Source organism: Gilliamella sp. B3127, from assembly GCF_026536935.1.
Taxonomy (GTDB): domain Bacteria; phylum Pseudomonadota; class Gammaproteobacteria; order Enterobacterales; family Orbaceae; genus Gilliamella; species Gilliamella apicola_E.
In genome coordinates, this window is record NZ_JAFNNI010000007.1 from 23,610 (window position 1) to 46,211 (window position 22,602).

Genomic DNA, 22,602 nt, shown 5'->3' on the forward strand with positions numbered 1-22,602 from the left:
TCACGTTAAGCAACGTTTTCTGCCTCTGACGCCTCTTTTAATGGTCTCAGATGTCCTTTGGTCACCAGTTCTGCCAGCGTGAAGGAATAATGGCCGAGCATATTGATATGTCCGTGGCAAAGCGGGGAGAGGCGTGCGATATCTTCATCATTCAGTGTTTCACCCTGCGCCCGGAGATGATCCAGGGCTGCCTGCATATAAATAGTGTTCCATAACACGACGGCGTTAGTGACCAGCCCCAGTGCGCCCAGTTGATCTTCCTGACCGTCGGTATATCGTTTTCTTATCTCACCTTTTTGACCGTGACAGATGGCTCTGGCAACGGCATGGCGACTTTCTCCCCGATTAAGCTGGGTCAGAATGCGCCGGCGGTAATCTTCATCATCAATATAATTAAGCAGATACAGCGTTTTGTTGATGCGCCCCACTTCAATGATTGCCTGAGTCAGTCCGGAAGGACGTTCACTTTTCAGCAATGAACGGACCAGCACTGAAGCCTGTACTTTGCCCAGCTTCAGGGAGCCAGCGGTCCGGATCATTTCGTCCCACTGAAGGACTATTTTTCGGGGATCTGATTGCCCTCTGGCAATATCATTCAGCACGCCATAGTCGGCATCATGGTCCATTCGCCAGAAAACCGAAGCACCGGCATCAGCCAGGCGTGGAGAAAACTGGTATCCCAGCAGCCAGAAAAGGCCAAAGACAAGTTCGCTGGCACCTGCTGTATCGGTCATAATTTCGGTTGGATTCAGCCCGGTCTCCTGTTCCAGAAGACCTTCCAGCACAAAGATAGAGTCCCTCAGCGTCCCCGGTATAACGATGCCATGAAAGCCGGAATACTGATCGGACACAAAGTTGTACCAGGTGATCCCTCTGTTATTACCAAAGTATTTGCGGTTCGGTCCGGCATTGATTGTTCTGACTGGCGTAACAAAGCGCATTCCATCTGCAGATGCCACTTCTCCTCCACCCCATATCTGTGCCAGTGGCAGCGTTGCCTGAAAATCAACCAGTCTGGCATTAGCGCTGGTGATAGTTTCAGCCCGCAGATAGTTCGCTTTTGTCCAGTTCAGCCGGTGTCGGGTCAGTGCAGGAACATTTGATCTGATCAGTGGTTCCAGACCGATATTGCAGGCTTCAGCCATCAGCACGGCGCTGATGCTGACGGGCAGATCATCAACTCTGGCACTGGCTTCACTAGCATGGAAAAACTCATCAGCAAATCCGGTATGGGCGTTAATTTCGAGCAGCAACTCCGTTAAATCCACCGGAGGGAGTAGATCACTGATCATTTTGCTCAGTCGTTTCAGACTGTCCGGCTCATCAAGACTGGCGAGGGGAGAAATTGTCAACCGGGGCTTCGGGCCAGAAACATCGAGTTCGACAGCCTCATTTTCGCAAAGACGTGCAGCAACCTGTCTGTAACGACTATCAAGCTGATGACCCAGAGATTTTATTGCTTCCTGCGGGTCTGTCGGGTGCCCCAAAGAACGATAAACCTTAATCCGGTTTGCCTGCCAGTCAGCACCCTGTAGTAATCTTGCACGAGGATCTCCCCACCGGTTACTGCCGGTAACGTAGACATCCCTCCGCCTCAGACTATCCTGCAGTTTACTGAGAAAGCAGAGCGTGTATCCCCTGCGGGTGATATGTTTTTCCTTGTTAATCACCAGCCGTTTCCATGACCGACTGATAATTTCCGTTGGTGCGTCGTCAAAAAACTGCCGCCGTGAGCTGAACTCCCGGCTGAGGTAGTCACAGGCATTCAGAGTGGTAACCCCGGCAGGTGCGGATGAAAATTTAACGGTATTCAGCAGATGGGGCAGGAAACGACGAACGCGCCCGTACTGCTCCACCATTTCTTCATGAAAATTATCGTCTGAGGGCCGGGCAATTTCACGGACAAGCGTGATGATTTCAGCCAGCTTTTGCCTTGGGATGTAGCTGAACACCTCAGCACGAATCGATTCGTCCGGTGTTTCTTCTTTCAGCAGGTACGAACATGCGCTGGCGAGCGCCAATGCAGATTTATCCAGATCCTTCAGCGAGCGGAGCCGTTTTTTCTGCCCAATCTTTCTGGCGTCACGGATGATAACGGCCAGCATGGCGTCCAGAACGTCCAATGCATCATCCAGCGCCAGCGTTTCCCATGCAAGGACAAAGGCAACCAGAACCGCCATCCTTTTCTGCGGTGACATCCTGGCAATATTGAACACCGAAGTCATACCAGCATAACGTGCGAGATTTTTCAGGCGCACAGCCGGGAGTGTACTCAGGTTTTCAGCATGCAGGCCAAAATCGTTCAGAGTTTTCCAGCGTTCAATTGCTTCATTAAACGCCGGACCACTGATGGTCACAGGGCCCTTTTTCAGTGATTCCAGTAAAGACAGGCGGCTGCAATCAGTTGGCCCCAGCAGCATCTCCAGCTGTGAACGCTGTTCGGCTGACGGTATCAGTGCCAGTTTGTTCCACAGGCGCAACGTCGCCTTTTCCCTTACCTCTGAAATCAACCGGGTCAGCGTAGTGGCTCCGGGGAGAATAATACGATGTTGCATAAGCCACCCTGTCGCCAGATCGAAAAGCAGGCCAGGACGTTCGTTGCTTATCCAGCTCCGGGTATATAAAAGACGGGTAAGGCGAAATGTCCAGGGCCAGGCAAATTCACGATACTGATAGTGCTGACGTATCAGCGCTGCATGCTCACGGCGGGTATTTTCCCTCTGACCGTATTCTGCAAGAACGGTGATATCACGAATCCCGAGCTGTCTGGCGGTAAAATGCCGGACGCCGGAAGGAATATGATTCATATCGGTGAGGAAGGTGCCCAGAAAACGGACACATCCAATTTGCAGGGCAATGCCCAGACGGTTGTGATCACCTCTGCTTTTTCCGATAAATTCCTTGTCTGCTTCATCAAGGTGAAAATATCGTGCCAGCTGAAGCTCATCCGGTTCACCGGTGAATCTGCCATAGCTTTCAGTCTGCTCAGTGGTCAGAAAGTCAACGGGCATATCGGCCTCCCTGCCTGACGGGCATTTAGTAACATTTTTGCAACCGTACGAAATGTTATAAATTATCGGACATCGTAAAACTGTTACATTAATATGTCTATTAAATCGTAAATTTGTAATAATAGACATGAGTTGTCCGATATTCGATTTAAGGTACATTTTTATGCGACTTTTTGGTTACGCTCGGGTCTCAACCAGTCAGCAGTCTCTTGATCTTCAGGTCAGAGCACTCAAAGACGCAGGTGTGAAAGCAAACCGTATATTTACCGATAAGGCATCCGGCAGTTCAACAGATCGGGAAGGGCTGGATTTGCTGAGGATGAAGGTGGAGGAAGATGATGTCATTCTGGTTAAGAAGCTCGACCGTCTTGGCCGCGACACTGCCGATATGATCCAACTGATAAAGGAATTTGACGCTCAGGGCGTGGCAGTCCGGTTCATTGATGACGGGATCAGTACCGACGGTGATATGGGGCAAATGGTGGTCACCATCCTGTCGGCTGTGGCACAGGCTGAACGCCGGAGGATCCTAGAGCGCACGAATGAGGGCCGACAGGAAGCAAAGCTGAAAGGAATCAAATTTGGCCGCAGGCGTACCGTGGACAGGAACGTCGTGCTGACGCTTCATCAGAAGGGCACTGGTGCAACGGAAATTGCTCATCAGCTCAGTATTGCCCGCTCCACGGTTTATAAAATTCTTGAAGACGAAAGGGCCTCGTGATACTATAGGTTAATGTCATGATAATAATGGTTTCTTAGACGTCAGGTGGCACTTTTCGGGGAAATGTGCGCGGAACCCCTATTTGTTTATTTTTCTAAATACATTCAAATATGTATCCGCTCATGAGACAATAACCCTGATAAATGCTTCAATAATATTGAAAAAGGAAGAGTATGAGTATTCAACATTTCCGTGTCGCCCTTATTCCCTTTTTTGCGGCATTTTGCCTTCCTGTTTTTGCTCACCCAGAAACGCTGGTGAAAGTAAAAGATGCTGAAGATCAGTTGGGTGCACGAGTGGGTTACATCGAACTGGATCTCAACAGCGGTAAGATCCTTGAGAGTTTTCGCCCCGAAGAACGTTTTCCAATGATGAGCACTTTTAAAGTTCTGCTATGTGGTGCGGTATTATCCCGTGTTGACGCCGGGCAAGAGCAACTCGGTCGCCGCATACACTATTCTCAGAATGACTTGGTTGAGTACTCACCAGTCACAGAAAAGCATCTTACGGATGGCATGACAGTAAGAGAATTATGCAGTGCTGCCATAACCATGAGTGATAACACTGCGGCCAACTTACTTCTGACAACGATCGGAGGACCGAAGGAGCTAACCGCTTTTTTGCACAACATGGGGGATCATGTAACTCGCCTTGATCGTTGGGAACCGGAGCTGAATGAAGCCATACCAAACGACGAGCGTGACACCACGATGCCTGCAGCAATGGCAACAACGTTGCGCAAACTATTAACTGGCGAACTACTTACTCTAGCTTCCCGGCAACAATTAATAGACTGGATGGAGGCGGATAAAGTTGCAGGACCACTTCTGCGCTCGGCCCTTCCGGCTGGCTGGTTTATTGCTGATAAATCTGGAGCCGGTGAGCGTGGGTCTCGCGGTATCATTGCAGCACTGGGGCCAGATGGTAAGCCCTCCCGTATCGTAGTTATCTACACGACGGGGAGTCAGGCAACTATGGATGAACGAAATAGACAGATCGCTGAGATAGGTGCCTCACTGATTAAGCATTGGTAACTGTCAGACCAAGTTTACTCATATATACTTTAGATTGATTTAAAACTTCATTTTTAATTTAAAAGGATCTAGGTGAAGATCCTTTTTGATAATCTCATGACCAAAATCCCTTAACGTGAGTTTTCGTTCCACTGAGCGTCAGACCCCTAAAACAGCTTATATAGGCTATTGGCTAGATAGCAAAGCACAAGGAAAAGGCTTTATTACGCAAGCCGTCCAAGCACTAACACATTATTATGCTGAAAAAAAATTTATTAAACGCTTTGTAATAAAATGCTCAGTAGCTAATTTAAAAAGCAACCAAGTTGCTCAGCGTTGTGGTTTTGATTATGAAGGAACACTTAAACAAGCAGAATATCTTAATGGCAACTATTATGATCAAAATATTTATAGCTTAATTTCAAGTTATATCTAAGTTTAAAAAAATAAACCGACAATAGTCGGTTTATTGAATGTATTTATTAAGGAATATATTTCAATTAATGATATAACCATACACAATTAATGCAGTTATAACGATTAAAGTTCCACAAGCAATAACGTATTGTGTTTTGACACGATATCTTTTCATTTCACCAAGTGAAAGCTCTTTATTATGATTTTTTCTGTAATAATAGTAGTACAAAGGTAAACCTATCAATGTCAAACAGATTGAAGCAATACCGTTTACAGTTTGATAAATCAACATACCATAAATAACATAAGCTGCTCCGCTTATAGCCACAATGGGAATAATAGGATAACCGATAACTTTATAAGGCCTAGCCACGTCAGCATATTTTTTTCTGGCAATAATCACGCCAACAAAAGTAAGTAGATAAAATACCCAAATCGCAAACATTGAAATCTCAGATAACCGATCAGCATCTAGTAATATTGAATACAAAAACGAAAAAATGACCAAAACAATAATGGCATTAACCGGAGAACGGCTATCTTCATCAATAGTACTTAAAAAACGTGCTCCAATAATCGTACCTCGTTCCGCCATACTAAACATAGTTCGCGATAACGTCATGATATAACCATTGATACCGCCTAAAATTGAAACCATAATGCCAACTGCAACTAAATTACCACCTAAATGTCCAAACATTCGTTGTGAAGCCACCGCAGATGCATCATGTCCAAGCGTAACCATTTCTTTTACAGGAAATATTTTGAATAATGCAATATTAATACATGCATAAACTATTACTAAAAATATAATGCCGAGAATAATGGCTTTGGGTAACACTCTTGATGGATTACGAATTTCACCAGCAACGGACGCTACTTGCGCCCAACCATCATAAGCAAACAAGGTTGCCAATATTGCTACTGCAAATGGCGCAGTAGTTTCAATTCCTTGGCCGCTTGAACTAAATAATGCAACTTGACCATTACCTTTCCATAATCCAAATATTGCTAACAACAAAATTGGAATGAGTTTACAAAAAGTAGCGATGGTTTGCAGATATCCAGCTTGTTTAACCCCTATTGAATTGATACATGCAATGAACCCCAAAACCCCAGCACTAACCGCCAGTCGATAAGAATCATTGATATCAAATAATAAACAACAAACTGAGCTAAAATATCCTACCAATGCGCCTACTAATGATGGCGCGAATAAAACGGTTATCATCCAACCATATAGATGTGAAACTTTTGCACCATAAATCTTTTCTAAATAAACCAACATGCCACCTGTTTTCGGGAACATAACGCCCAATTCACAGAGTGTTAAACCACCACAAATAGAAAAAGCACCACCGATTATCCAAGCTAACAAGGCAAAATTATAATCCCCAGCTACTTCTAGTACCGCTGGCGGTTTCATAAAGGCACCAGCCCCTAAAACCATTCCAACAACTAGTGATAGTGCAGAAAGTAAACCCAAATCTTTCCGCAAATTATTCTCTAAATTGTGCTCAGACATAAACAACCCCTTAAATCTATCAATTAAGCAAGCAAAATTGGCTTATGATAGGGTTTTATTTATAAAACACAAGAAAGATTATTCTTAATCTAAAAAAAGTCATACAAGTTATAAAATAGTTAACTTTCTGTTTAATAAAAAAGTCAGCATAAAGCTGACTTTTAACAATTCAATGATAATGATTATTTTTTCTTCATTTTCATATCGATAACCATACGACCACGAATTTTACCCGCTTTCATTTCATCAATCATATTATTGATATCTTCAAATGGGCGTTTTTCAACTATTGGCACAACTTTACCTTCAGCACTAAAACGAAATGCTTCGGCTAAATCTTCACGTGTACCAACTAGCGAACCTAAAACTTGAATACCATCTAAAACTGTCTTAGGAATACTTAAATCCATTGTTTCAGAAGGAAGACCTAATGCAACAACACGACCTAATGGACGAACAGAACCTATAGCCTGATTAAATGCAGTTTTAGTAACTGAAGTCACAACTGCACCATGAACACCACCACCTGTATGCTCTTTAATATAGGCACCAACATCTTCCACCTTTTTAGGATTAACAACTAAATCAGCACCAAGTTTTTTGCACAATTCTAACTGGCTATCACTGTTACTAATAGCAACAACTTTGTTATTAAAAACATTCTTACCATATTCAATAGCCAACGTTCCAAGACCACCAATTCCAAATACTGCGAGCCATTGACCTGGTTTAGTATCAGCTACCTTAATTCCTTTATAAGTGGTAACCCCCGCACAAGTTACACTTGTTGCTTGAGCTGGATCTAATCCATCAGGGACTTTTACCGCATAATCAGCTTTAACAATACATTGCTCAGCCATACCGCCATCAACAGTATAACCAGAATTTAATGCACTACGGCAAAATGTTTCGTTACCGGAAATACAATATTCACAAGTACCACAACCTGCATGGAACCATGCAATACTGACACGATCACCAACTTTCAAGCTTTTTACATCAGGCGCAATTTTAGTCACGATACCGACACCTTCATGACCAATTACACGACCAGGTTTTTTACCGAAATCTCCAGCTGCAACATGAAGATCGGTATGACAAAGTCCACAATATTCAACCTCAACTAAAGCTTCCCCCGCTTCTAAAGGACGTACAGGGATATCTTTAATTTCAACTTGACCATCGCACTCTTGTCTAATAACTGCAGCTTTCATTTGTTTCTCCTAGATAATTACAATTTAAAAACATAACTGCTTTTATTTTAGCCTATTTATTTAGAAAAAATATGCGCTATTTCACAATTATCAATAAAAATGAGAATTATTTTTAATTTATTGTGTATATGCGATATTTATCCTAAACATCTAAAAAACTGGTGATCATAAAAATTCTACAAGTTAGCCTCGCTAGTAAATATATAACTAAAAGTAATATAAATATGCGATATCGGCATTTCTCAACTTTACTAAAAATTTTTATAGTTAAATCCTAAAAATTTTCATTGTTATAAATACCGAAAATATGGTGACAACAAGGAGCATACATGAAATTATTCAATATCAAACAAACATTTATTATAGGACTACTCTCAATTTTGTTGCCATTTTATTCGGTGGCGGATGAAAAAACACCACAACGAGGTGGTACCTTAGTTGTTCATTATTCTGGAGAACAAAGAGTTCTCAACCCAGCTTTACGTGCGTCAACGGGGGTATATGAAGTATCAGGAAAAGTAGTTGAATCATTAGTGGATCTCGATGCAGATGGCCAAATTGTTCCTGTTCTTGCTACATCATGGACTTCCTCACCAGATGGAAAAACAATAACATTCAAATTACGCGAAGGTGTTAAATGGCACGATGGTAAACCCTTTACATCACAAGATGTAAAATATAACGCATTAGAATTTTGGAAAAAAAGATTAAATTTCTCAACTGCATTACAACTTAATTTAACCTCTGTCGATACACCTGATGACCATACAGTGGTATTCAATTATTCTCGTCCAATGCCATTAGATTTACTATTAAGAGCATTAGTTGATCTTGGCTATGTTGTTCCCAAACATTTGTACGAAGGTACCGATGTATTAAATAATCCTTATAACACCGCACCCGTAGGGACTGGGCCATTCAAGTTCGTTGAATATCAACGAGGACAACATATTATTGTTGAACGCAATCCTGATTATTGGCGAAAAGGATATCCTTATTTAGATAAAATAATCTGGCGCATTATTAACGATAACTCTTCAGCATCAGCTGCACTTGAAAGTGGACAAATTGATTTAAGTGCATACTCAAAATTAAGCCTTGCTGATATTAATCGATTCAAACAAAACTCAAAATTTGAGGTTTTAACAAAAGGTTCTCAAGCAAATATTTTCAATAATACTTTAGAATTTAACTTCCGCAATCCGATCATTGCTAACCTAAACGTTCGCAAAGCAATTGTTCAATCACTCGATATTCCTTTCTTCATCGATGACTTTTTATACGGATTTGGTAAGCCTGCAACCGGTATTATTCCATCATCAAACGTTTTTTACCCTAAAGACAGTAAAATTGTTTACCCTTTTGATAGAGAAAAAGCTGAACAATTATTAGATGAAGCGGGTTATCCACGAAAAGCTGACGGCACTCGTTTTACCTTAAAATTAGTCCATATTAATAATGGTGAAGATGTTCCACTTTTTGCAACATTTATCCAACAATCTTTAGCTGAAGTCGGCATTAATGTGGTTATCGTTAATCTCGACACTGCTGGCGCTTTAAATGCCGTTTATAAACTCCACGATTTTGATATTGCTACAGGGTGGCACCAATATAGAGGCGATCCAGCAGTTTCGACAACTGTTTGGTTACGTTCTGGCAGTCCTGAAGGAGCGCCTTGGACAAATCAATATGGCTGGAAATCAGATGCTGTCGACCAATTAATCGATAGTGCCGCAACTGAAATAGATCCAGTCAAACGTAAAGCACTTTATGGTCAACTAGTTGATGTCGTGAATACTGAACTACCACTCTGGTTCGCAACAGAACGTGAATTCATCTCAGTGATTAATAACAAAGTACACAATCATCATAATACAGCACGTTGGCCATCAAGTAGTTGGTTTGATGTATGGATAGAACACTAAGTTAAGGTGAAATGATGACGCATATACTGACTTTAGCACTTAGACGATTATTAACCACGATTCCAGCACTGGTTATCATACTAATTGCGCTATTTTTATTATTACAATTGGCGCCTGGCGATACAGTGGATGCTTTACTTGCCCAAATTGGTGGTGCCGAGTCAAGCGTTATTGATGAAATGCGTCATCATTATGAACTTGACCAATCAACAAGTTCAAGATTAATCAATTATTTATGGCGATTAGTTCATTTAGATTTGGGGCAATCAGCAATATATAATAAGCCAGTTAGCCATATGATCTTAGAACGTTTACCGGCTACATTACTATTGATGGTTTGCGCAATGTTCTTAGCGTTTACCTTCGGTACAATCCTTGGCATTTTATCCGCTCAAAAAGTGAACCGCTGGCAAGATACATTAATTTCAATATTGGGACTTATTTTTTATTCAACACCTTCATTTTGGTTAGCTCTCATGGGAATTGTCTTCTTCTCAATTTATTTGAATTGGTTACCACCTAGTGGGTTTGGCAGTATCGGCGAATCATTAACGGGTATTTCAGCATTTTTTGATATTGCATGGTATTTAATCTTACCAACTACCACCCTAGCTTTAGTTTATCTAGCAATCTATTTACGCATTATGCGCGCTTCATTACTTGAAGTATCGACCTTAGACTTTGTAAAAACAGCTAAAGCAAAAGGATTAAGTAGCCGCCAGATACTGGTTAATCACATACTACGTAACGCCATGTTACCAATGATAACGCTAATCGGTCTACAAGCAGGCACCATGTTAGGCGGTTCGGTGGTTATTGAAACCATTTTTGCTATTCCAGGATTAGGACGACTTGCCTATGATTCTGTAGTACAAAGAGATCTAAACACTTTACTTGGCGTAGTATTTGTTTCAGCAATACTCGTTATCATTATTAATTTTATTGTCGATATGCTTTACGCAAAGCTCGATCCACGCATTACAGGACATTAATGATGGCGATATTAAAAGACTATTTCCGTAGCCCAATTGCTAGAATTGGTACAATTTTACTGTTATTAATTATCATTATTGCATTAAGCGCAGATTGGTTTTTTCCTGGCAATCCGCTTCGCTTAGCGGGTCGCCCATTACAATGGCCTTTTACAAATCCTAAATTTATCCTGGGAACAGATCAGGCAGGAAGAAATATCGCTGCCCAGCTTTTTCATGGTGCAAAAGTATCACTGATTATCGGACTTATCTCAACATTCATAGCAATTATTATTGGTGTGGTTATTGGTGCCATCTCAGGATTCTACGGAAGATGGGTTGACGACATACTGATGCGCCTTACAGAAGCATTCCAGATTTTACCTAACTTTTTACTATTACTCGTTGCTGTTGCGGTATTTGGTTCAACAATCAATATTGTGGTGATTGCAATTGGTGTTGTTTCTTGGCCACCCGTTGCAAGGTTAACTCGAGCAGAATTTTTATCATTACGCACTCGTGAATTTGTACAGGCGGGAAAAACCATAGGCATGAGCTCAACTAGACTCATGTTTAAAGAGATTTTACCAAACGCATTACCGCCAGTAATTATGTATGCCAGTGTTATTTTATCAACCGCGATATTAATGGAAAGTGCCCTAGCTTTTTTGAGCCTTTCCGATCCCAATATCTCATCATGGGGGAATCTGGTCGGTAATGGACGACTAGTATTACGTCAACAATGGTATGTTTCAGCTATTCCTGGCATTGCAATATTGCTAACCGTTTTATCTGCATCATTAGTTGGACAAGGTATAAATGATGCACTCAATCCAAGGTTAAAAAAACGATGAATCAAAAAAGACTAACTATTAAAAATTTAACCCTAGATTTGCCTCATGGTTCGGATCGAAAATATGCGGTTAATGATGTATCACTAAATCTTTATGCTAACGAAATCCTATGTATTGTTGGTGAAAGTGGTTCGGGTAAATCTTTATTATCCAATGCAATCATGGGATTATTACCTGACGGTATTATTGCTTCTCAAGGTGAGATTGATTTCGACGGAAACAACTTACTCACTTACCATGATGAACAAATGCGTAAAATTCGTGGTGCGCATATTGGTATGGTTTTCCAAGACCCGATGACTGCGCTAAATCCATTAAAAACCATCGCTAATCAAATTAGTGAAATGTTCACTATCCACACTAAGTTAACTAAACAAGAGATAAACCAAAAAGTTATCCAATTATTAACGGATGTGCAAATGCCCAATCCACAGTCTGTTGCTAAAGCTTATCCACATCAACTTTCTGGTGGCCAGCGTCAACGAGCCATGATTGCTATGGCATTAGCATTAGAACCCGCTATTTTGATTGCTGATGAACCAACAACAGCTTTAGATGTCACAACTCAAGCATGCATATTGAAATTGATACGTGAACTACAATCACGTAAAGGTACCGCTGTATTATTCATTACTCATGATTTTGGTGTAGTTGCTGATATTGCAACTCGTATTGCGGTTATGCAGAAAGGAAAACTTGTTGAGCAAGGCTTAGCGAGTGACGTGTTAAATTCACCAACACATCCGTATACACAAGCGTTAATAGCCGCTGTCCCTCCTCTTACTCCTGGAGATGTTCAACGTATTAATAAAGAGATTATTCTTGAAGTGAACAACCTATCAAAAACGTATCACAACCATAGCTTTTTTAAGCAAAACCGACGTACAACCTATGCGGTTAATAATGTTAGCTTTAAGTTACATAAAGGGAGTACTTTAGGCGTTGTGGGAGAAAGCGGCTCAGGCAAATCAACGTTAGCCAGATGCATTATTAAATTATTGGAAATAGACAGCGGTCAAATCAACTTTGAAGATGTAGATATTGCCAATTTAAAAGGGAAAAAACTCAAACAATATTCACGCCATATTCAGATGGTCTTTCAAGATCCCTATGCGTCATTAAATCCACGTCGAAAAGTCGGCGATCAAGTTACGATTGGACCAATACTTCACGGAACAAACAAACACGAAGCGATCAAAAGAGCAAAAGCGTTATTCAACATGGTGGGATTGGAAAGCGAGGCATTAAACCGTTATCCTCATGAATTTTCAGGAGGACAAAGGCAACGAATAGGCCTTGCTCGAGCATTAGCATTAGAGCCGAAAATATTGATAGCTGATGAACCTGTATCGGCGCTTGATGTTTCAGTTCAGGCGCAAGTCCTTGAACTATTAACGCAATTACAAAAAAAGCTGGATTTAACGGTTCTATTTATCACCCATGACCTACGAGTTGCTGCACAAATTTGTGATCATATTATTGTAATGAAATCAGGAAAAATCGTCGAGCAAGGTATCGCATCACAAGTCTTTCTAAATCCGACAGCATCTTATACCAAAGATCTACTTGATGCGGTTCCTGGTAAAGGATGGAATCCACATCGATTAATTGATATGTCTCCCGCTATTCATATTTAAGGAGTGAATATAATGACAACACTTAGTCCACAAATTGATCATGTTGTAATCACCGTATCAGATCAGCTCGATCAAGCAAATTCTCAATATCAAAAACTGGGATTCACAACAACCCCAAGGGGCCACCATTCACTAGGAACAAGTAACAATTTAGCGATATTTACGACCACATATCTTGAACTTTTAGGTTTTGAACCTCAAAATGCGGGTAAAGTAGATAAAAGCTGGTGTTTTGCTGACGGACTAACTGGGTTGGTTTTCAAAACCAAAGATGCCAACAAACTTTATCAACAACTTGTTAGCCAAGGTATAAAAGTTGAGGGTGACGGTCCTAAATCCTTTTTTAGACCTGTTGAATTAAATGATGGCACTAAACCAGAGGCGCGTTTTAAAACCGTCAGATTAGACCCTTCCTATACACCAAATGGACAGATCTTTTTTTGCGACCAACTGACTCCGGAACTTGTTTGGCGTAAAGAGTGGCAAACGCACCCAAATGGTGTAATAAATATTAATCAAGTCATTATTGAAGCTCAAAAACCCCGTTCCTCAATTAACTTGCTTGAAAAAACTTTCCCTTCAGCAAACATTATCGAAATTGACGGAGGCGTACGTCTAAAAGCTGAAGATAAATTTATTGATTACCTTACACCAAGTGCAATACAGCATCTTTTTGGCTCGTCAGTAAGTAAAGCGAATAACGACCAAGATCGTAAAGTTGCTTTAGGCTTCACAACAAAATCATTAGCGCAAACCCAACAAGCACTAGAAAAAGGAAAAATTAAATACAATTTACAAAATGATACGATTATCGTACCTGCCAGTGAAACATATGGTGTAGTTATGATTTTTAGCCAATTATAAATAGGAACGATAAGTATGAGTACAATTTTATTTATAGGTAGTGGCCATATGTCTGAAGCGATTATTAGCGCTTTAATAAATAATAAAACATATCAACCCCAAAATATATTAGTGAACGATATTGTTAAATCTCGCTTAGACTATTTACATTCAACTTATGGCGTTACCCCAACTGGCAAAATCGTCAATGCAGATATTATTGTATTGGGTGTTAGACCTCAAGATGCATGGAGTAAGATAGTTCAACAATTGGATGTTAAAGAGACTGTTATCATTTCAATCATTGCTGGAGTAACAATTGCCCAAATAAAACAATCCTTAAAAGTTGATCTTCCTGTTATTAGAACAATTCCAAATACACTTACCGATACAGGTTTTGGTTATTCAGGTATTGCTACCGATGAGAATGATCAGGCTGTTGCAAAACAAAAATCCGTCACCCAATTCTTCAAAAGTTTTGGTAAACTTGAATATATTGACGAATCACTGCTTGATATTTTTACTGGCTATGCCGTTGCAGGACCGAATTATATTTATTATTTTTATGAATCGTTAGTTGATGCTGGAGTTTTAGTTGGATTGCCCCGAGATATGGCCAAACGCATTGCGATCGAAAATTTACACGGCGCAGCCTCAATGCTTCAATTAAGTCAAAAACATCCAAGACAATTGCTTGATATTAATAACTCGCCAGCCGGAGTTGGAATGCATAGTTTGTATGAACTAAATAATAGTGATTTTGCCGCAGGGTTACAACGAAGCGTGAAAGCTGGAGTCATTCGAACTATTGAGCTGGGAAAAAGCAGTAAAATAAGCTAAATATAATTGTTGAGGAACTTAAAAAACCCCGCTCCTCAACTTTTTTTTTATTATCTATTAAATGTTAAGAGATATCTTTTGCTATATATTTTTGGCTATTATTATTGACTAATAAAAATAGCCCGATCAATGCACCTAACACAAATAATCCAACAACATAAATAGCGGGCGCCATTTTACTGACAAAATCACTAAAAAATGAGATTAGTAATGGCGTTAAGCCACCAGCTATGGCATAAGCCATATTAAATGAGAACGACACACCGCTATAACGCACCTGAGTTGGAAACACTTTAACCATAAAATAAGCAAAAGAACCGACAATTCCAACACTAAAACCTGCTAATGAATAAGTGATAAATAGAAGATTCGGATTATCGAGTGATAGATAAAATATAGCAATCATGATAGCAGCCACGATACAACCAACAACAAGTACTTTGCCCATCGAAAACTGATCCATCATCATACCGTAAAACGTACAACTGATAATCAGTCCGATGATAGCCAATATATTCCCTTGCAAAGCTTCAATTGCTGAATAACCAAATTGCTTTTGTAACAAAATTGGCGTCATTAACATTATCACCATAATACCTGCTGACAACACCCAAGTAAGTAGCATCGATAAAATTGTTTGGGGTAAATATTGGGTAATCACAGTAATTACTGGCAACTTTCTTGATAATTCTTGATTTTTACGCTTTTGAATTTCAAGAAAAATCGGCGTTTCTTTTAGCCAACGACGTAGATACATAGCGATTAAACCGAAAATACCGCCGATAATAAATGGAATTCGCCATCCCCACTCATTCATTTGTTCTACCGAGATACTTTTACTCATTATTGTCGATACCAGTGAACCAAGCAGGATACCTAAACTTAATCCACTAGTTAAAATACCACACGCTAGACCTATTTTATTTTTAGGAACATGTTCGGCAACAAATGTCCATGCGCCAGGAACTTCACCACCAACGGCAAGTCCTTGGCATAATCGCATCATTAACAGTAATAATGGCGCAAAAATACCGATATTGGCATAAGTTGGTAGACAGCCAATAAATAATGTTGGTAAAGCCATTAATAGGATGCTAAGTGTAAACATTCTTTTGCGGCCAAATATATCACCAAAATGAGCCATCACAATACCACCAAAAGGGCGAATCAAATAGCCGGCAGCAAAAATGCCAAAAGTCTGAACTTGACTTAACCATGTAGGCATATTAATCGGAAAAAATAAATGGCTAATCGTTATTGAGAAAAAAACAAAAATAATAAAATCATAAAACTCTAATGCGCCACCTAACGCTGAAAGCGCTAAGGTTTTATAATCCTGATTATTTAATGTTCTCCCATTTTGGGAAATTGCAGAATTTGACATAATCATCCTTGTAAATAATTGTTTACAATCAGTCTATTAAATTGTACTACTATACAAGAACTAACTGTTATTTAAAAGAAAATATCTAAAAGCAAACAAAAATCAAAACTAGCACTAAATGATTAATAGTTAGCCATACAAATACCTACAATAACAAAATCTTAACAAATGGAGAGTTCTAAAATGGCAACAAAACGCATTTCTCGTGGAAAATTCAACCGTATGCAACAATTATCTAACCAAGATGGCGTAATTGCAGCATTAGCAATCGATCAGCGTGGTTCAATGGTAAAAATGATGCAAAATGCCGTTGGTCAAGAGCGTTATCACATTGACATGGTTTATGAATTTAAAGAGCTTGTTTCTCAGGAATTAACCAAATATGTTAGTGCCATTTTGCTTGATGAAGAACTTGGTTTCAAAGGTATGGCGGCAAAAAATAAAAATGCTGGCTTAATCATGTCCTATGAAAAAACTGGTTATGATGCCAATACTCCCGGTCGTTTACCCGATATTTTGCCTGAAGATTCACTGCAACGTTTATTGAAAAAAGGTGCTGATGCAGCAAAAGTCCTTGTTTATTATAATCCGGATGATCCTCAAGATATCTTAGATAAAAAACATGCCTTTTTAGAACGTTTAGGCAATGAAGCGAGAGCCGCTGATATTCCGGTATTTGTCGAACCAATTGTCTATGATAATGTGGTGACTGATGATAAAAGCCCTGAATTTGCCAAAATCAAACCTCAAAAAGTGATCAAAACTATTGAGGAATTTACTAAAGATCACTATTACATCGATATCTTAAAAGTAGAAGTGCCAGTTCTATTTAAAAATGTTGAAGGATTTAACGACAATAATCCTGTGGTATATTCCCAAAAACAAGCGGCTGAATATTTTAAACAAGCAAGTGACGCTGCTACACGCCCATTTATCTACTTAAGTGCGGGTGTACCAACCAAAACTTTCCATGAAGAGCTTATTTTTGCTGGCGAACATGGCGCTAAATACAGTGGTATTTTAGGCGGTCGTGCAACTTGGTTTGAAGGCGTGGCAGCATATGCTAACGGCGGTAAAGATGGCTTAAAACGTTGGCTAGATACAACTGGCCATGAAAATGTTGAGCACCTTAACAAAATCTTAAAACAATACGCAACACCTTGGTATGATGTGTATGGTGGCAAAGATAAGATTGAAATTATTGATCCTGTATTAAGCAATTAATTGATTATTTTTTAAAATTTATAACGAAGATTTAATACAAAAAAGAGTACAAGTTTTCTTCCTACTTGTACTCTTATAATTAGCAATTAATTAGCTGATTACTTTTTGATACTCCTGCAAATATCTCCAATTAGATAGCTTTATCAAAAAATAAATTTACTTTACTTTTTTCAGACATGGATTCTAAATATTCTCTGATTTTAGTTGGAAATTTAAGTCCTTTAACACATGTCAAATTGCGTAATATTGGGAACAAACAAATATCATCCCAAGATAATAAGCCATTACATGCATTAGGTGAAGTAATTAAAGATTCAAGTTGAGTGAATAAATCAGCTACCTTAGCGATTAACGAATCAGTCTGAGCAAGGCATTCATCAAACGATCCCATCTTTTTACTCTTATTTGTGACAAAATTATCAATAGCATCTTGAGTAGCAAATTCAGCTAAACCAAGCTTTATATAACGCGGACACTCTAACTTATAGTCATATTGTTGAAGTTGTTTTATCAATGCCTCAATTTTTGGATTTTTAGGTCCTGTTAAAATAGGGCTACCGCCATAATTGCTATCGATATAAGCAACAATATCCAAACTTTCTGGCATATAGCTACCATCTTCTTTTTGTAAGATGGGTACCATTTTTTCGCCAATCATGCTTTCTGGTGATTTAGTATCATTACTTAGAAAAACATGCTGCTCAACCGGAATATTTTTCAAGCCAAAAATCATTCTTGCACGTACACAAAAAGGACAGTGTTCATAAATAAATAATTTCATATTCGTCTCCTAAAACAATCAATGCCCCATAATAAAAAAGCCAAGACTAAAAACAGCACAAAAACCAATCCAGAGGAATAAAGCGCTTTAGCGTAACCAACCTTCACTACATTAATAAAAGGATAGGGATATTGATTAGTAAAATAACCTCTTGTGAAGATATAAATACCATAAATTAGCATTGATAAAAACGAGCCAACGATAATCTTGAAATGAATGCGTCGAAATGGCCCCCATATTAACCAACTTAATACGCCAGCAATAGGTAAAACGACATGTAAACTCTCATTAGTAAATTGTAATAATGTACTCGGTGGTTTATGAATACTTCTTAATATTAGATTATAGACAATAGCCGTTATAATTACTCCAACTAAACCATTTAATCGAATCACTTTAAATAAATATCGATTACAGTTTGGATTAAAGGCTAACCACAAACAGCTAAATGCCAACATGAGATTAGACAACACGGTAAAAAAACTGTAATAAAAAACCATTCTCCCGATAGGTGTTCCTGGTTGCCAAGGCCGAAGTCGTGTATGCCAATAAATATAAGTTTCAAGACCTATTACCAAAAAAGCATATAGCACAATAAAAAGATTAATATTTCGTTTCAGCATAACTTATTATAAAAAATAACTGATAATGCAGTATATCGTAGGCTAAAGAAAAGATACAAAAGATTCTTCCAACATAAACTAAAGTGAATAGTTATTAGCAGTTAGTATATAATAGGAAAAATCGTCGAAAAAAGAGTTGGCTTTTAATGTCTGATAAAGAGATATCATCACAAAATAAAATATTAATTGAACAATTTTTAGACTCAATTTGGTTGGAACGAAATCTTTCTGAAAATACTATCGAATCTTATAAACTCGACCTGTTTGCTTTAAGCCAATCACTGCAATCACAGCAAGTTAATTTCATCACTGCGCAATCAATTAATTTGCAGGAATTTTTATTGCAACGCGTTAAAGATGGTTATAAAGCAAGTAGTTCAGCTCGTTTACTTAGTGCGACTAAACGTTTTTTTCAATATTTATATCAAGAAAATTATCGTACGGATGATCCATCAGCTATATTATCATCCCCCAAATTACCCAAAAAGTTACCCAAAGATCTAACAGAATTACAGGTTGATGCTCTTCTTGAATCACCAAGTATTGATGATCCAATAGAATTGCGAGATAAAGCGATGTTAGAAGTGCTTTATGCAACAGGGCTACGCGTTTCGGAGTTAGTGAATCTAGAGATTAGCGATGTAAGCCTTAGACAAGGAGTAGTTAGAGTCGTTGGTAAAGGAAATAAAGAGCGTTTAGTTCCTTTGGGAGAAGAGGCTATTTATTGGCTTGAATACTATTTCAAATATGCGCGCAACGATCTTTTAAAAAATGGCCCTGTTGATGTTCTTTTTCCAAGTCGATTGGGTAAAAAAATGACACGACAGACTTTCTGGCATAGGATAAAATATTATGCCATACTAACGGGCATTAATATAGAAGCCCTTTCGCCTCATGTACTTAGACACGCTTTTGCAACGCATTTACTTAATCATGGTGCCGATTTGCGTGTTGTACAAATGTTACTTGGGCATAGTAGTTTATCAACTACACAGATTTATACACATGTTGCAACAGAAAGATTAAAACAGTTGCACAGCAAACATCATCCTCGCGCATAGCGGTTCAATAAACTAAGGATAATTGAATGAAAAAATTAGTAATCAGTTTAGGTTTAGCATTGATCTCAACTTCAGTATTAGCCTCTAACGCCGATATTACAAAAACAATGGAAAAGTTAGGTTTTTCTAGCAAAGAAATTACAATCGAAAATAACCCAATACAAGGGCTAAAAAGTGTTACCACACCTGATGGTATCTTTTATGTCACTGATGATGGTAAATTCTTAACTCAAGGGCCAATCTATAATCTTGAAGGCAGTGAACCAGTAAATATTGCCAACAGCAATAACTTAAAATTAATGAAATCAATTGAAAAAGATGCCATTGTTTATCAAGCTCCAAACGAACAATATGTTATCTCAGTTTTTACCGATTACACATGCCACTACTGTAAATTATTACACGAAAATATTGAGCAATATTTAAATGCAGGCATCTCAGTTCACTATTTTGCTTTTCCACGAGCAGGAGCAGATAGTGAAGTAGGTAAAAATATGCAATCCATTTGGAGTGTAGTTGATCGCAAAGCCGCTTTTGAAAATGCATATAAAGGTAATAAAATTTCACCTGCTAATAGCATGATCCCTTATGTAACACAGCAATTTAACGTTGGTAAAAAACTAGGTATTAGTGGAACACCAGCAATAGTATTACCTGATGGACAACTTGTCTCTGGTTACGTTCCGGCTGATAAATTAATCGAAATTTTAAAAAAGAAATCTAATAACTAGTACTGTATAATTTATAACCTTTAAATTATAGAATACAAAAAATTGTTAGCGCATACGCGCTAACATTCATCATATGAAAGCAGATAAATTAATACATCGTAAGTTACCCGAAACGCTACCAGAATTATCAAATGACATTCCGTTATTGTTGCAGCGAGTATATGCATTGCGCGGAATAACGTCTATGCAAGAACTAGACTATACCACTCGTAATCTATGTAACTACGACAATCTAGATGGGACCAATAAAGCTGTTGACATTCTTTATTCTGCAATGAAGAACAATGAGCGAATAATGATTGTTGGAGACTTTGATACCGATGGCGCAACCAGTACCGCATTAACGGTAAAAGCGTTAAAAAAAATGGGGTGTCAATTTGTCGATTATATTATTCCAAATCGTTTTGATGATGGATATGGCTTAAGTATTAATGTCGTAAAGAAAGCAATCCTACAAAAAGCGGATCTTATTATTACTGTTGATAACGGTGTTTCTGCTGTTGAGGCGGTTGAATTTGCAAAACAGTCGAATTTAACCGTCATTATTACCGATCACCACTTATGTCCAGAAAAACTACCTCCTGCGGATGCAATTATCAATCCTAATTTACCAAATTGCACTTTTCCTTCAAAACATTTAGCAGGTGTTGGTGTAGCTTTTTATTTTATGCTGGCATTACGGTCAAAATTACGCAAGGAAAACTGGTTCACCACACATAATTTAGAAGAATTTAATATTGCTAGCTTATTAGACTTAGTTGCCCTTGGCACTATTGCCGATGTGGTAAAACTCGACCTAAATAACCGAATACTAGTCCATCAAGGTGTTAGCCGTATCCGAGCAGGCTATTGTTGTGAAGGAATTAAAGCATTATTAAATATTTCCAGACGAGATCCCCTTACGTTCACCTCAACAGATCTTGCTTATTATATAGCCCCAAGACTAAATGCTGCTGGACGAATGGATAATATGTCTCTGAGCGTAGAATTATTGCTATGTGAAGACTATGATAGTGCAGTCAATCAAGCAGCCGATCTTGATACGCTTAATAGTGATCGAAAATTAATTGAGCAAACGATGTATCAAGAAGCTTTATCCCACGTTGAACAGATACATAAAACTTCTTTCCCTAATTCAATAGTGGTACATCATCCTGAGTGGCATCAAGGTGTTATTGGTATAGTCTCAGCACGATTGAAAGACAAATATTATCGTCCTGTGATATGTTTCGCTTCGACAGAAGATGGATTATTGAAAGGTTCTGGAAGATCAATAGATGGTATTCACTTACAAAATGTACTCTATGAATTGAATCAAAGATATCCAGATATTTTGGTTAGCTTTGGTGGTCATGCCATGGCTGCTGGATTAAGTATCCAAGAAAAAGATTTAGATAAATTTAGGGATCTTTTAGAAACAGTGATAACTGAGCAACTTGATTTGAAGGTACTTGAACAAACGATTGAAACCGATGGCGAGATAAATAACGGAGATTTTAATTATTCAATTGCAAAACTACTAAAAGACTCTGGTCCATGGGGTGAAGGATTTATCGAACCTACATTTGATGGCGAATTTATTATTCATCAGCAACGCATATTTGCTGAAAAACACCTTAAATTAGTATTAGAACCCAAAAATGGGGGACCAATAATTGAAGGGATCTGTTTTAATGTTAATTTAACAAAGTGGCCAGACCAAACGATAAAAGAAGCAAAAATTGTTTATCACTTAGATGTAAATGAGTTTCGAGGAAATCAAACCCTAAAATTAATGATAAGACATATTTGGCCTATCGCATAAGCGATTAAGATCGACTATAATTA

19 protein-coding genes are annotated in these 22,602 nt (G+C 38.7%); 13 read left to right on the plus strand and 6 right to left on the minus strand.

The window, feature by feature from the left end; translation table 11 throughout:
- Nucleotides 1-5 precede the first annotated feature (5 nt).
- Complete coding sequence (locus J3U00_RS10195) at nucleotides 6-3,011, minus strand: Tn3-like element Tn3 family transposase (RefSeq protein ID WP_001143759.1); 3,006 nt, start codon at nucleotides 3,009-3,011, stop codon at nucleotides 6-8.
- Between the two features lie 163 nt (nucleotides 3,012-3,174).
- On the opposite strand from J3U00_RS10195, the gene J3U00_RS10200 reads away from it, so the two are divergent.
- From J3U00_RS10200 to J3U00_RS10210, 3 genes are all read left to right on the plus strand, one after another.
- Nucleotides 3,175-3,732 (plus strand): recombinase family protein, encoded by a 558-nt coding sequence (locus J3U00_RS10200; protein WP_152953140.1) that lies wholly within the window; start codon nucleotides 3,175-3,177, stop codon nucleotides 3,730-3,732.
- 173 nt (nucleotides 3,733-3,905) lie between these two features.
- Nucleotides 3,906-4,766, plus strand: coding sequence for a broad-spectrum class A beta-lactamase TEM-1 (locus tag J3U00_RS10205; RefSeq protein ID WP_000027057.1), 861 nt, complete (start codon nucleotides 3,906-3,908; stop codon nucleotides 4,764-4,766).
- Between the two features lie 115 nt (nucleotides 4,767-4,881).
- Nucleotides 4,882-5,181 (plus strand): GNAT family N-acetyltransferase, encoded by a 300-nt coding sequence (locus tag J3U00_RS10210; protein ID WP_267332335.1) that lies wholly within the window; start codon nucleotides 4,882-4,884, stop codon nucleotides 5,179-5,181.
- Nucleotides 5,182-5,241: 60 nt separating this feature from the next.
- On the opposite strand, the gene J3U00_RS10215 is transcribed toward J3U00_RS10210, so the two are convergent.
- The gene (locus J3U00_RS10215) at nucleotides 5,242-6,687 is read right to left on the minus strand and encodes an APC family permease (RefSeq protein ID WP_267332336.1); all 1,446 of its coding nucleotides are present in this window, start codon (nucleotides 6,685-6,687) and stop codon (nucleotides 5,242-5,244) included.
- Nucleotides 6,688-6,869: 182 nt separating this feature from the next.
- Complete coding sequence (gene adhP / locus J3U00_RS10220; protein ID WP_065735054.1) at nucleotides 6,870-7,901, minus strand: alcohol dehydrogenase AdhP; 1,032 nt, start codon at nucleotides 7,899-7,901, stop codon at nucleotides 6,870-6,872.
- A gap of 329 nt (nucleotides 7,902-8,230) precedes the next feature.
- Here adhP and J3U00_RS10225 point away from each other — a divergent pair, with 329 nt between their 5' ends.
- From J3U00_RS10225 to J3U00_RS10250, 6 genes are read left to right on the plus strand one after another with little or no spacing between them, the layout of a single operon-like run.
- The gene (locus tag J3U00_RS10225; RefSeq protein ID WP_267332337.1) at nucleotides 8,231-9,826 is read left to right on the plus strand and encodes an ABC transporter substrate-binding protein; all 1,596 of its coding nucleotides are present in this window, start codon (nucleotides 8,231-8,233) and stop codon (nucleotides 9,824-9,826) included.
- Nucleotides 9,827-9,840: 14 nt separating this feature from the next.
- On the plus strand, nucleotides 9,841-10,818 hold the full coding sequence (locus J3U00_RS10230) for an ABC transporter permease (RefSeq protein ID WP_065735052.1): 978 nt from the start codon (nucleotides 9,841-9,843) through the stop codon (nucleotides 10,816-10,818).
- A 2-nt stretch (nucleotides 10,819-10,820) separates the two neighbouring features.
- On the plus strand, nucleotides 10,821-11,651 hold the full coding sequence (locus tag J3U00_RS10235; RefSeq protein ID WP_267332338.1) for an ABC transporter permease: 831 nt from the start codon (nucleotides 10,821-10,823) through the stop codon (nucleotides 11,649-11,651).
- On the plus strand, nucleotides 11,648-13,288 hold the full coding sequence (locus J3U00_RS10240) for an ABC transporter ATP-binding protein (RefSeq protein ID WP_267332339.1): 1,641 nt from the start codon (nucleotides 11,648-11,650) through the stop codon (nucleotides 13,286-13,288). The genes J3U00_RS10235 and J3U00_RS10240 overlap by 4 nt, the downstream gene beginning before the upstream one ends.
- Before the next feature lie 12 nt (nucleotides 13,289-13,300).
- The gene (locus J3U00_RS10245) at nucleotides 13,301-14,152 is read left to right on the plus strand and encodes a VOC family protein (RefSeq protein WP_267332340.1); all 852 of its coding nucleotides are present in this window, start codon (nucleotides 13,301-13,303) and stop codon (nucleotides 14,150-14,152) included.
- A 15-nt stretch (nucleotides 14,153-14,167) separates the two neighbouring features.
- Nucleotides 14,168-14,971, plus strand: a complete 804-nt coding sequence (locus J3U00_RS10250) for a pyrroline-5-carboxylate reductase family protein (RefSeq protein WP_267332341.1) — start codon at nucleotides 14,168-14,170, stop codon at nucleotides 14,969-14,971.
- A 64-nt stretch (nucleotides 14,972-15,035) separates the two neighbouring features.
- On the opposite strand, the gene J3U00_RS10255 is transcribed toward J3U00_RS10250, so the two are convergent.
- Nucleotides 15,036-16,355 (minus strand): MFS transporter, encoded by a 1,320-nt coding sequence (locus J3U00_RS10255; protein ID WP_267332342.1) that lies wholly within the window; start codon nucleotides 16,353-16,355, stop codon nucleotides 15,036-15,038.
- A 183-nt stretch (nucleotides 16,356-16,538) separates the two neighbouring features.
- On the opposite strand from J3U00_RS10255, the gene J3U00_RS10260 reads away from it, so the two are divergent.
- Nucleotides 16,539-17,579, plus strand: coding sequence for a tagatose 1,6-diphosphate aldolase (locus J3U00_RS10260; protein WP_267332343.1), 1,041 nt, complete (start codon nucleotides 16,539-16,541; stop codon nucleotides 17,577-17,579).
- Nucleotides 17,580-17,709: 130 nt separating this feature from the next.
- Here J3U00_RS10260 and grxB read toward each other — a convergent pair whose 3' ends face one another.
- Together grxB and J3U00_RS10270 are read right to left on the minus strand one after the other, a co-directional pair.
- Complete coding sequence (gene grxB / locus J3U00_RS10265; protein ID WP_267332344.1) at nucleotides 17,710-18,360, minus strand: glutaredoxin 2; 651 nt, start codon at nucleotides 18,358-18,360, stop codon at nucleotides 17,710-17,712.
- Entirely contained in the window at nucleotides 18,357-18,983 is a 627-nt protein-coding gene (locus J3U00_RS10270; RefSeq protein WP_267332345.1) for a Pr6Pr family membrane protein, read from the minus strand. The genes grxB and J3U00_RS10270 overlap by 4 nt, the downstream gene beginning before the upstream one ends.
- Before the next feature lie 146 nt (nucleotides 18,984-19,129).
- Here J3U00_RS10270 and xerD point away from each other — a divergent pair, with 146 nt between their 5' ends.
- The 3 genes from xerD to recJ all read left to right on the plus strand — a co-directional run bounded on the left by xerD (nucleotide 19,130) and on the right by recJ (nucleotide 22,579).
- Nucleotides 19,130-20,044: a site-specific tyrosine recombinase XerD gene (xerD, locus tag J3U00_RS10275; RefSeq protein ID WP_065562027.1), complete on the plus strand. Its 915-nt coding sequence runs from the start codon at nucleotides 19,130-19,132 to the stop codon at nucleotides 20,042-20,044.
- Nucleotides 20,045-20,070: 26 nt separating this feature from the next.
- Nucleotides 20,071-20,775: a bifunctional protein-disulfide isomerase/oxidoreductase DsbC gene (dsbC, locus tag J3U00_RS10280; protein ID WP_065735043.1), complete on the plus strand. Its 705-nt coding sequence runs from the start codon at nucleotides 20,071-20,073 to the stop codon at nucleotides 20,773-20,775.
- A gap of 73 nt (nucleotides 20,776-20,848) precedes the next feature.
- Nucleotides 20,849-22,579 (plus strand): single-stranded-DNA-specific exonuclease RecJ, encoded by a 1,731-nt coding sequence (gene recJ, locus J3U00_RS10285; protein ID WP_267332346.1) that lies wholly within the window; start codon nucleotides 20,849-20,851, stop codon nucleotides 22,577-22,579.
- Nucleotides 22,580-22,602: the final 23 nt, after the last annotated feature.

Bases quoted from the DNA above. Each gene is read 5' to 3' on its own strand.
- J3U00_RS10225 (WP_267332337.1), top strand. From the start codon at position 8,231: ATGAAATTATTCAATATCAAACAAACATTTATTATAGGACTACTCTCA.
- xerD (WP_065562027.1), top strand. From the start codon at position 19,130: ATGTCTGATAAAGAGATATCATCACAAAATAAAATATTAATTGAACAA.
- J3U00_RS10240 (WP_267332339.1), top strand. From the start codon at position 11,648: ATGAATCAAAAAAGACTAACTATTAAAAATTTAACCCTAGATTTGCCT.
- J3U00_RS10250 (WP_267332341.1), top strand. From the start codon at position 14,168: ATGAGTACAATTTTATTTATAGGTAGTGGCCATATGTCTGAAGCGATT.
- J3U00_RS10235 (WP_267332338.1), top strand. From the start codon at position 10,821: ATGGCGATATTAAAAGACTATTTCCGTAGCCCAATTGCTAGAATTGGT.
- J3U00_RS10195 (WP_001143759.1), bottom strand. From the start codon at position 3,011: ATGCCCGTTGACTTTCTGACCACTGAGCAGACTGAAAGCTATGGCAGA.
- dsbC (WP_065735043.1), top strand. From the start codon at position 20,071: ATGAAAAAATTAGTAATCAGTTTAGGTTTAGCATTGATCTCAACTTCA.
- grxB (WP_267332344.1), bottom strand. From the start codon at position 18,360: ATGAAATTATTTATTTATGAACACTGTCCTTTTTGTGTACGTGCAAGA.
- J3U00_RS10245 (WP_267332340.1), top strand. From the start codon at position 13,301: ATGACAACACTTAGTCCACAAATTGATCATGTTGTAATCACCGTATCA.
- J3U00_RS10230 (WP_065735052.1), top strand. From the start codon at position 9,841: ATGACGCATATACTGACTTTAGCACTTAGACGATTATTAACCACGATT.
- J3U00_RS10270 (WP_267332345.1), bottom strand. From the start codon at position 18,983: ATGCTGAAACGAAATATTAATCTTTTTATTGTGCTATATGCTTTTTTG.
- recJ (WP_267332346.1), top strand. From the start codon at position 20,849: ATGAAAGCAGATAAATTAATACATCGTAAGTTACCCGAAACGCTACCA.
- J3U00_RS10255 (WP_267332342.1), bottom strand. From the start codon at position 16,355: ATGTCAAATTCTGCAATTTCCCAAAATGGGAGAACATTAAATAATCAG.
- J3U00_RS10205 (WP_000027057.1), top strand. From the start codon at position 3,906: ATGAGTATTCAACATTTCCGTGTCGCCCTTATTCCCTTTTTTGCGGCA.
- adhP (WP_065735054.1), bottom strand. From the start codon at position 7,901: ATGAAAGCTGCAGTTATTAGACAAGAGTGCGATGGTCAAGTTGAAATT.
- J3U00_RS10200 (WP_152953140.1), top strand. From the start codon at position 3,175: ATGCGACTTTTTGGTTACGCTCGGGTCTCAACCAGTCAGCAGTCTCTT.
- J3U00_RS10260 (WP_267332343.1), top strand. From the start codon at position 16,539: ATGGCAACAAAACGCATTTCTCGTGGAAAATTCAACCGTATGCAACAA.
- J3U00_RS10215 (WP_267332336.1), bottom strand. From the start codon at position 6,687: ATGTCTGAGCACAATTTAGAGAATAATTTGCGGAAAGATTTGGGTTTA.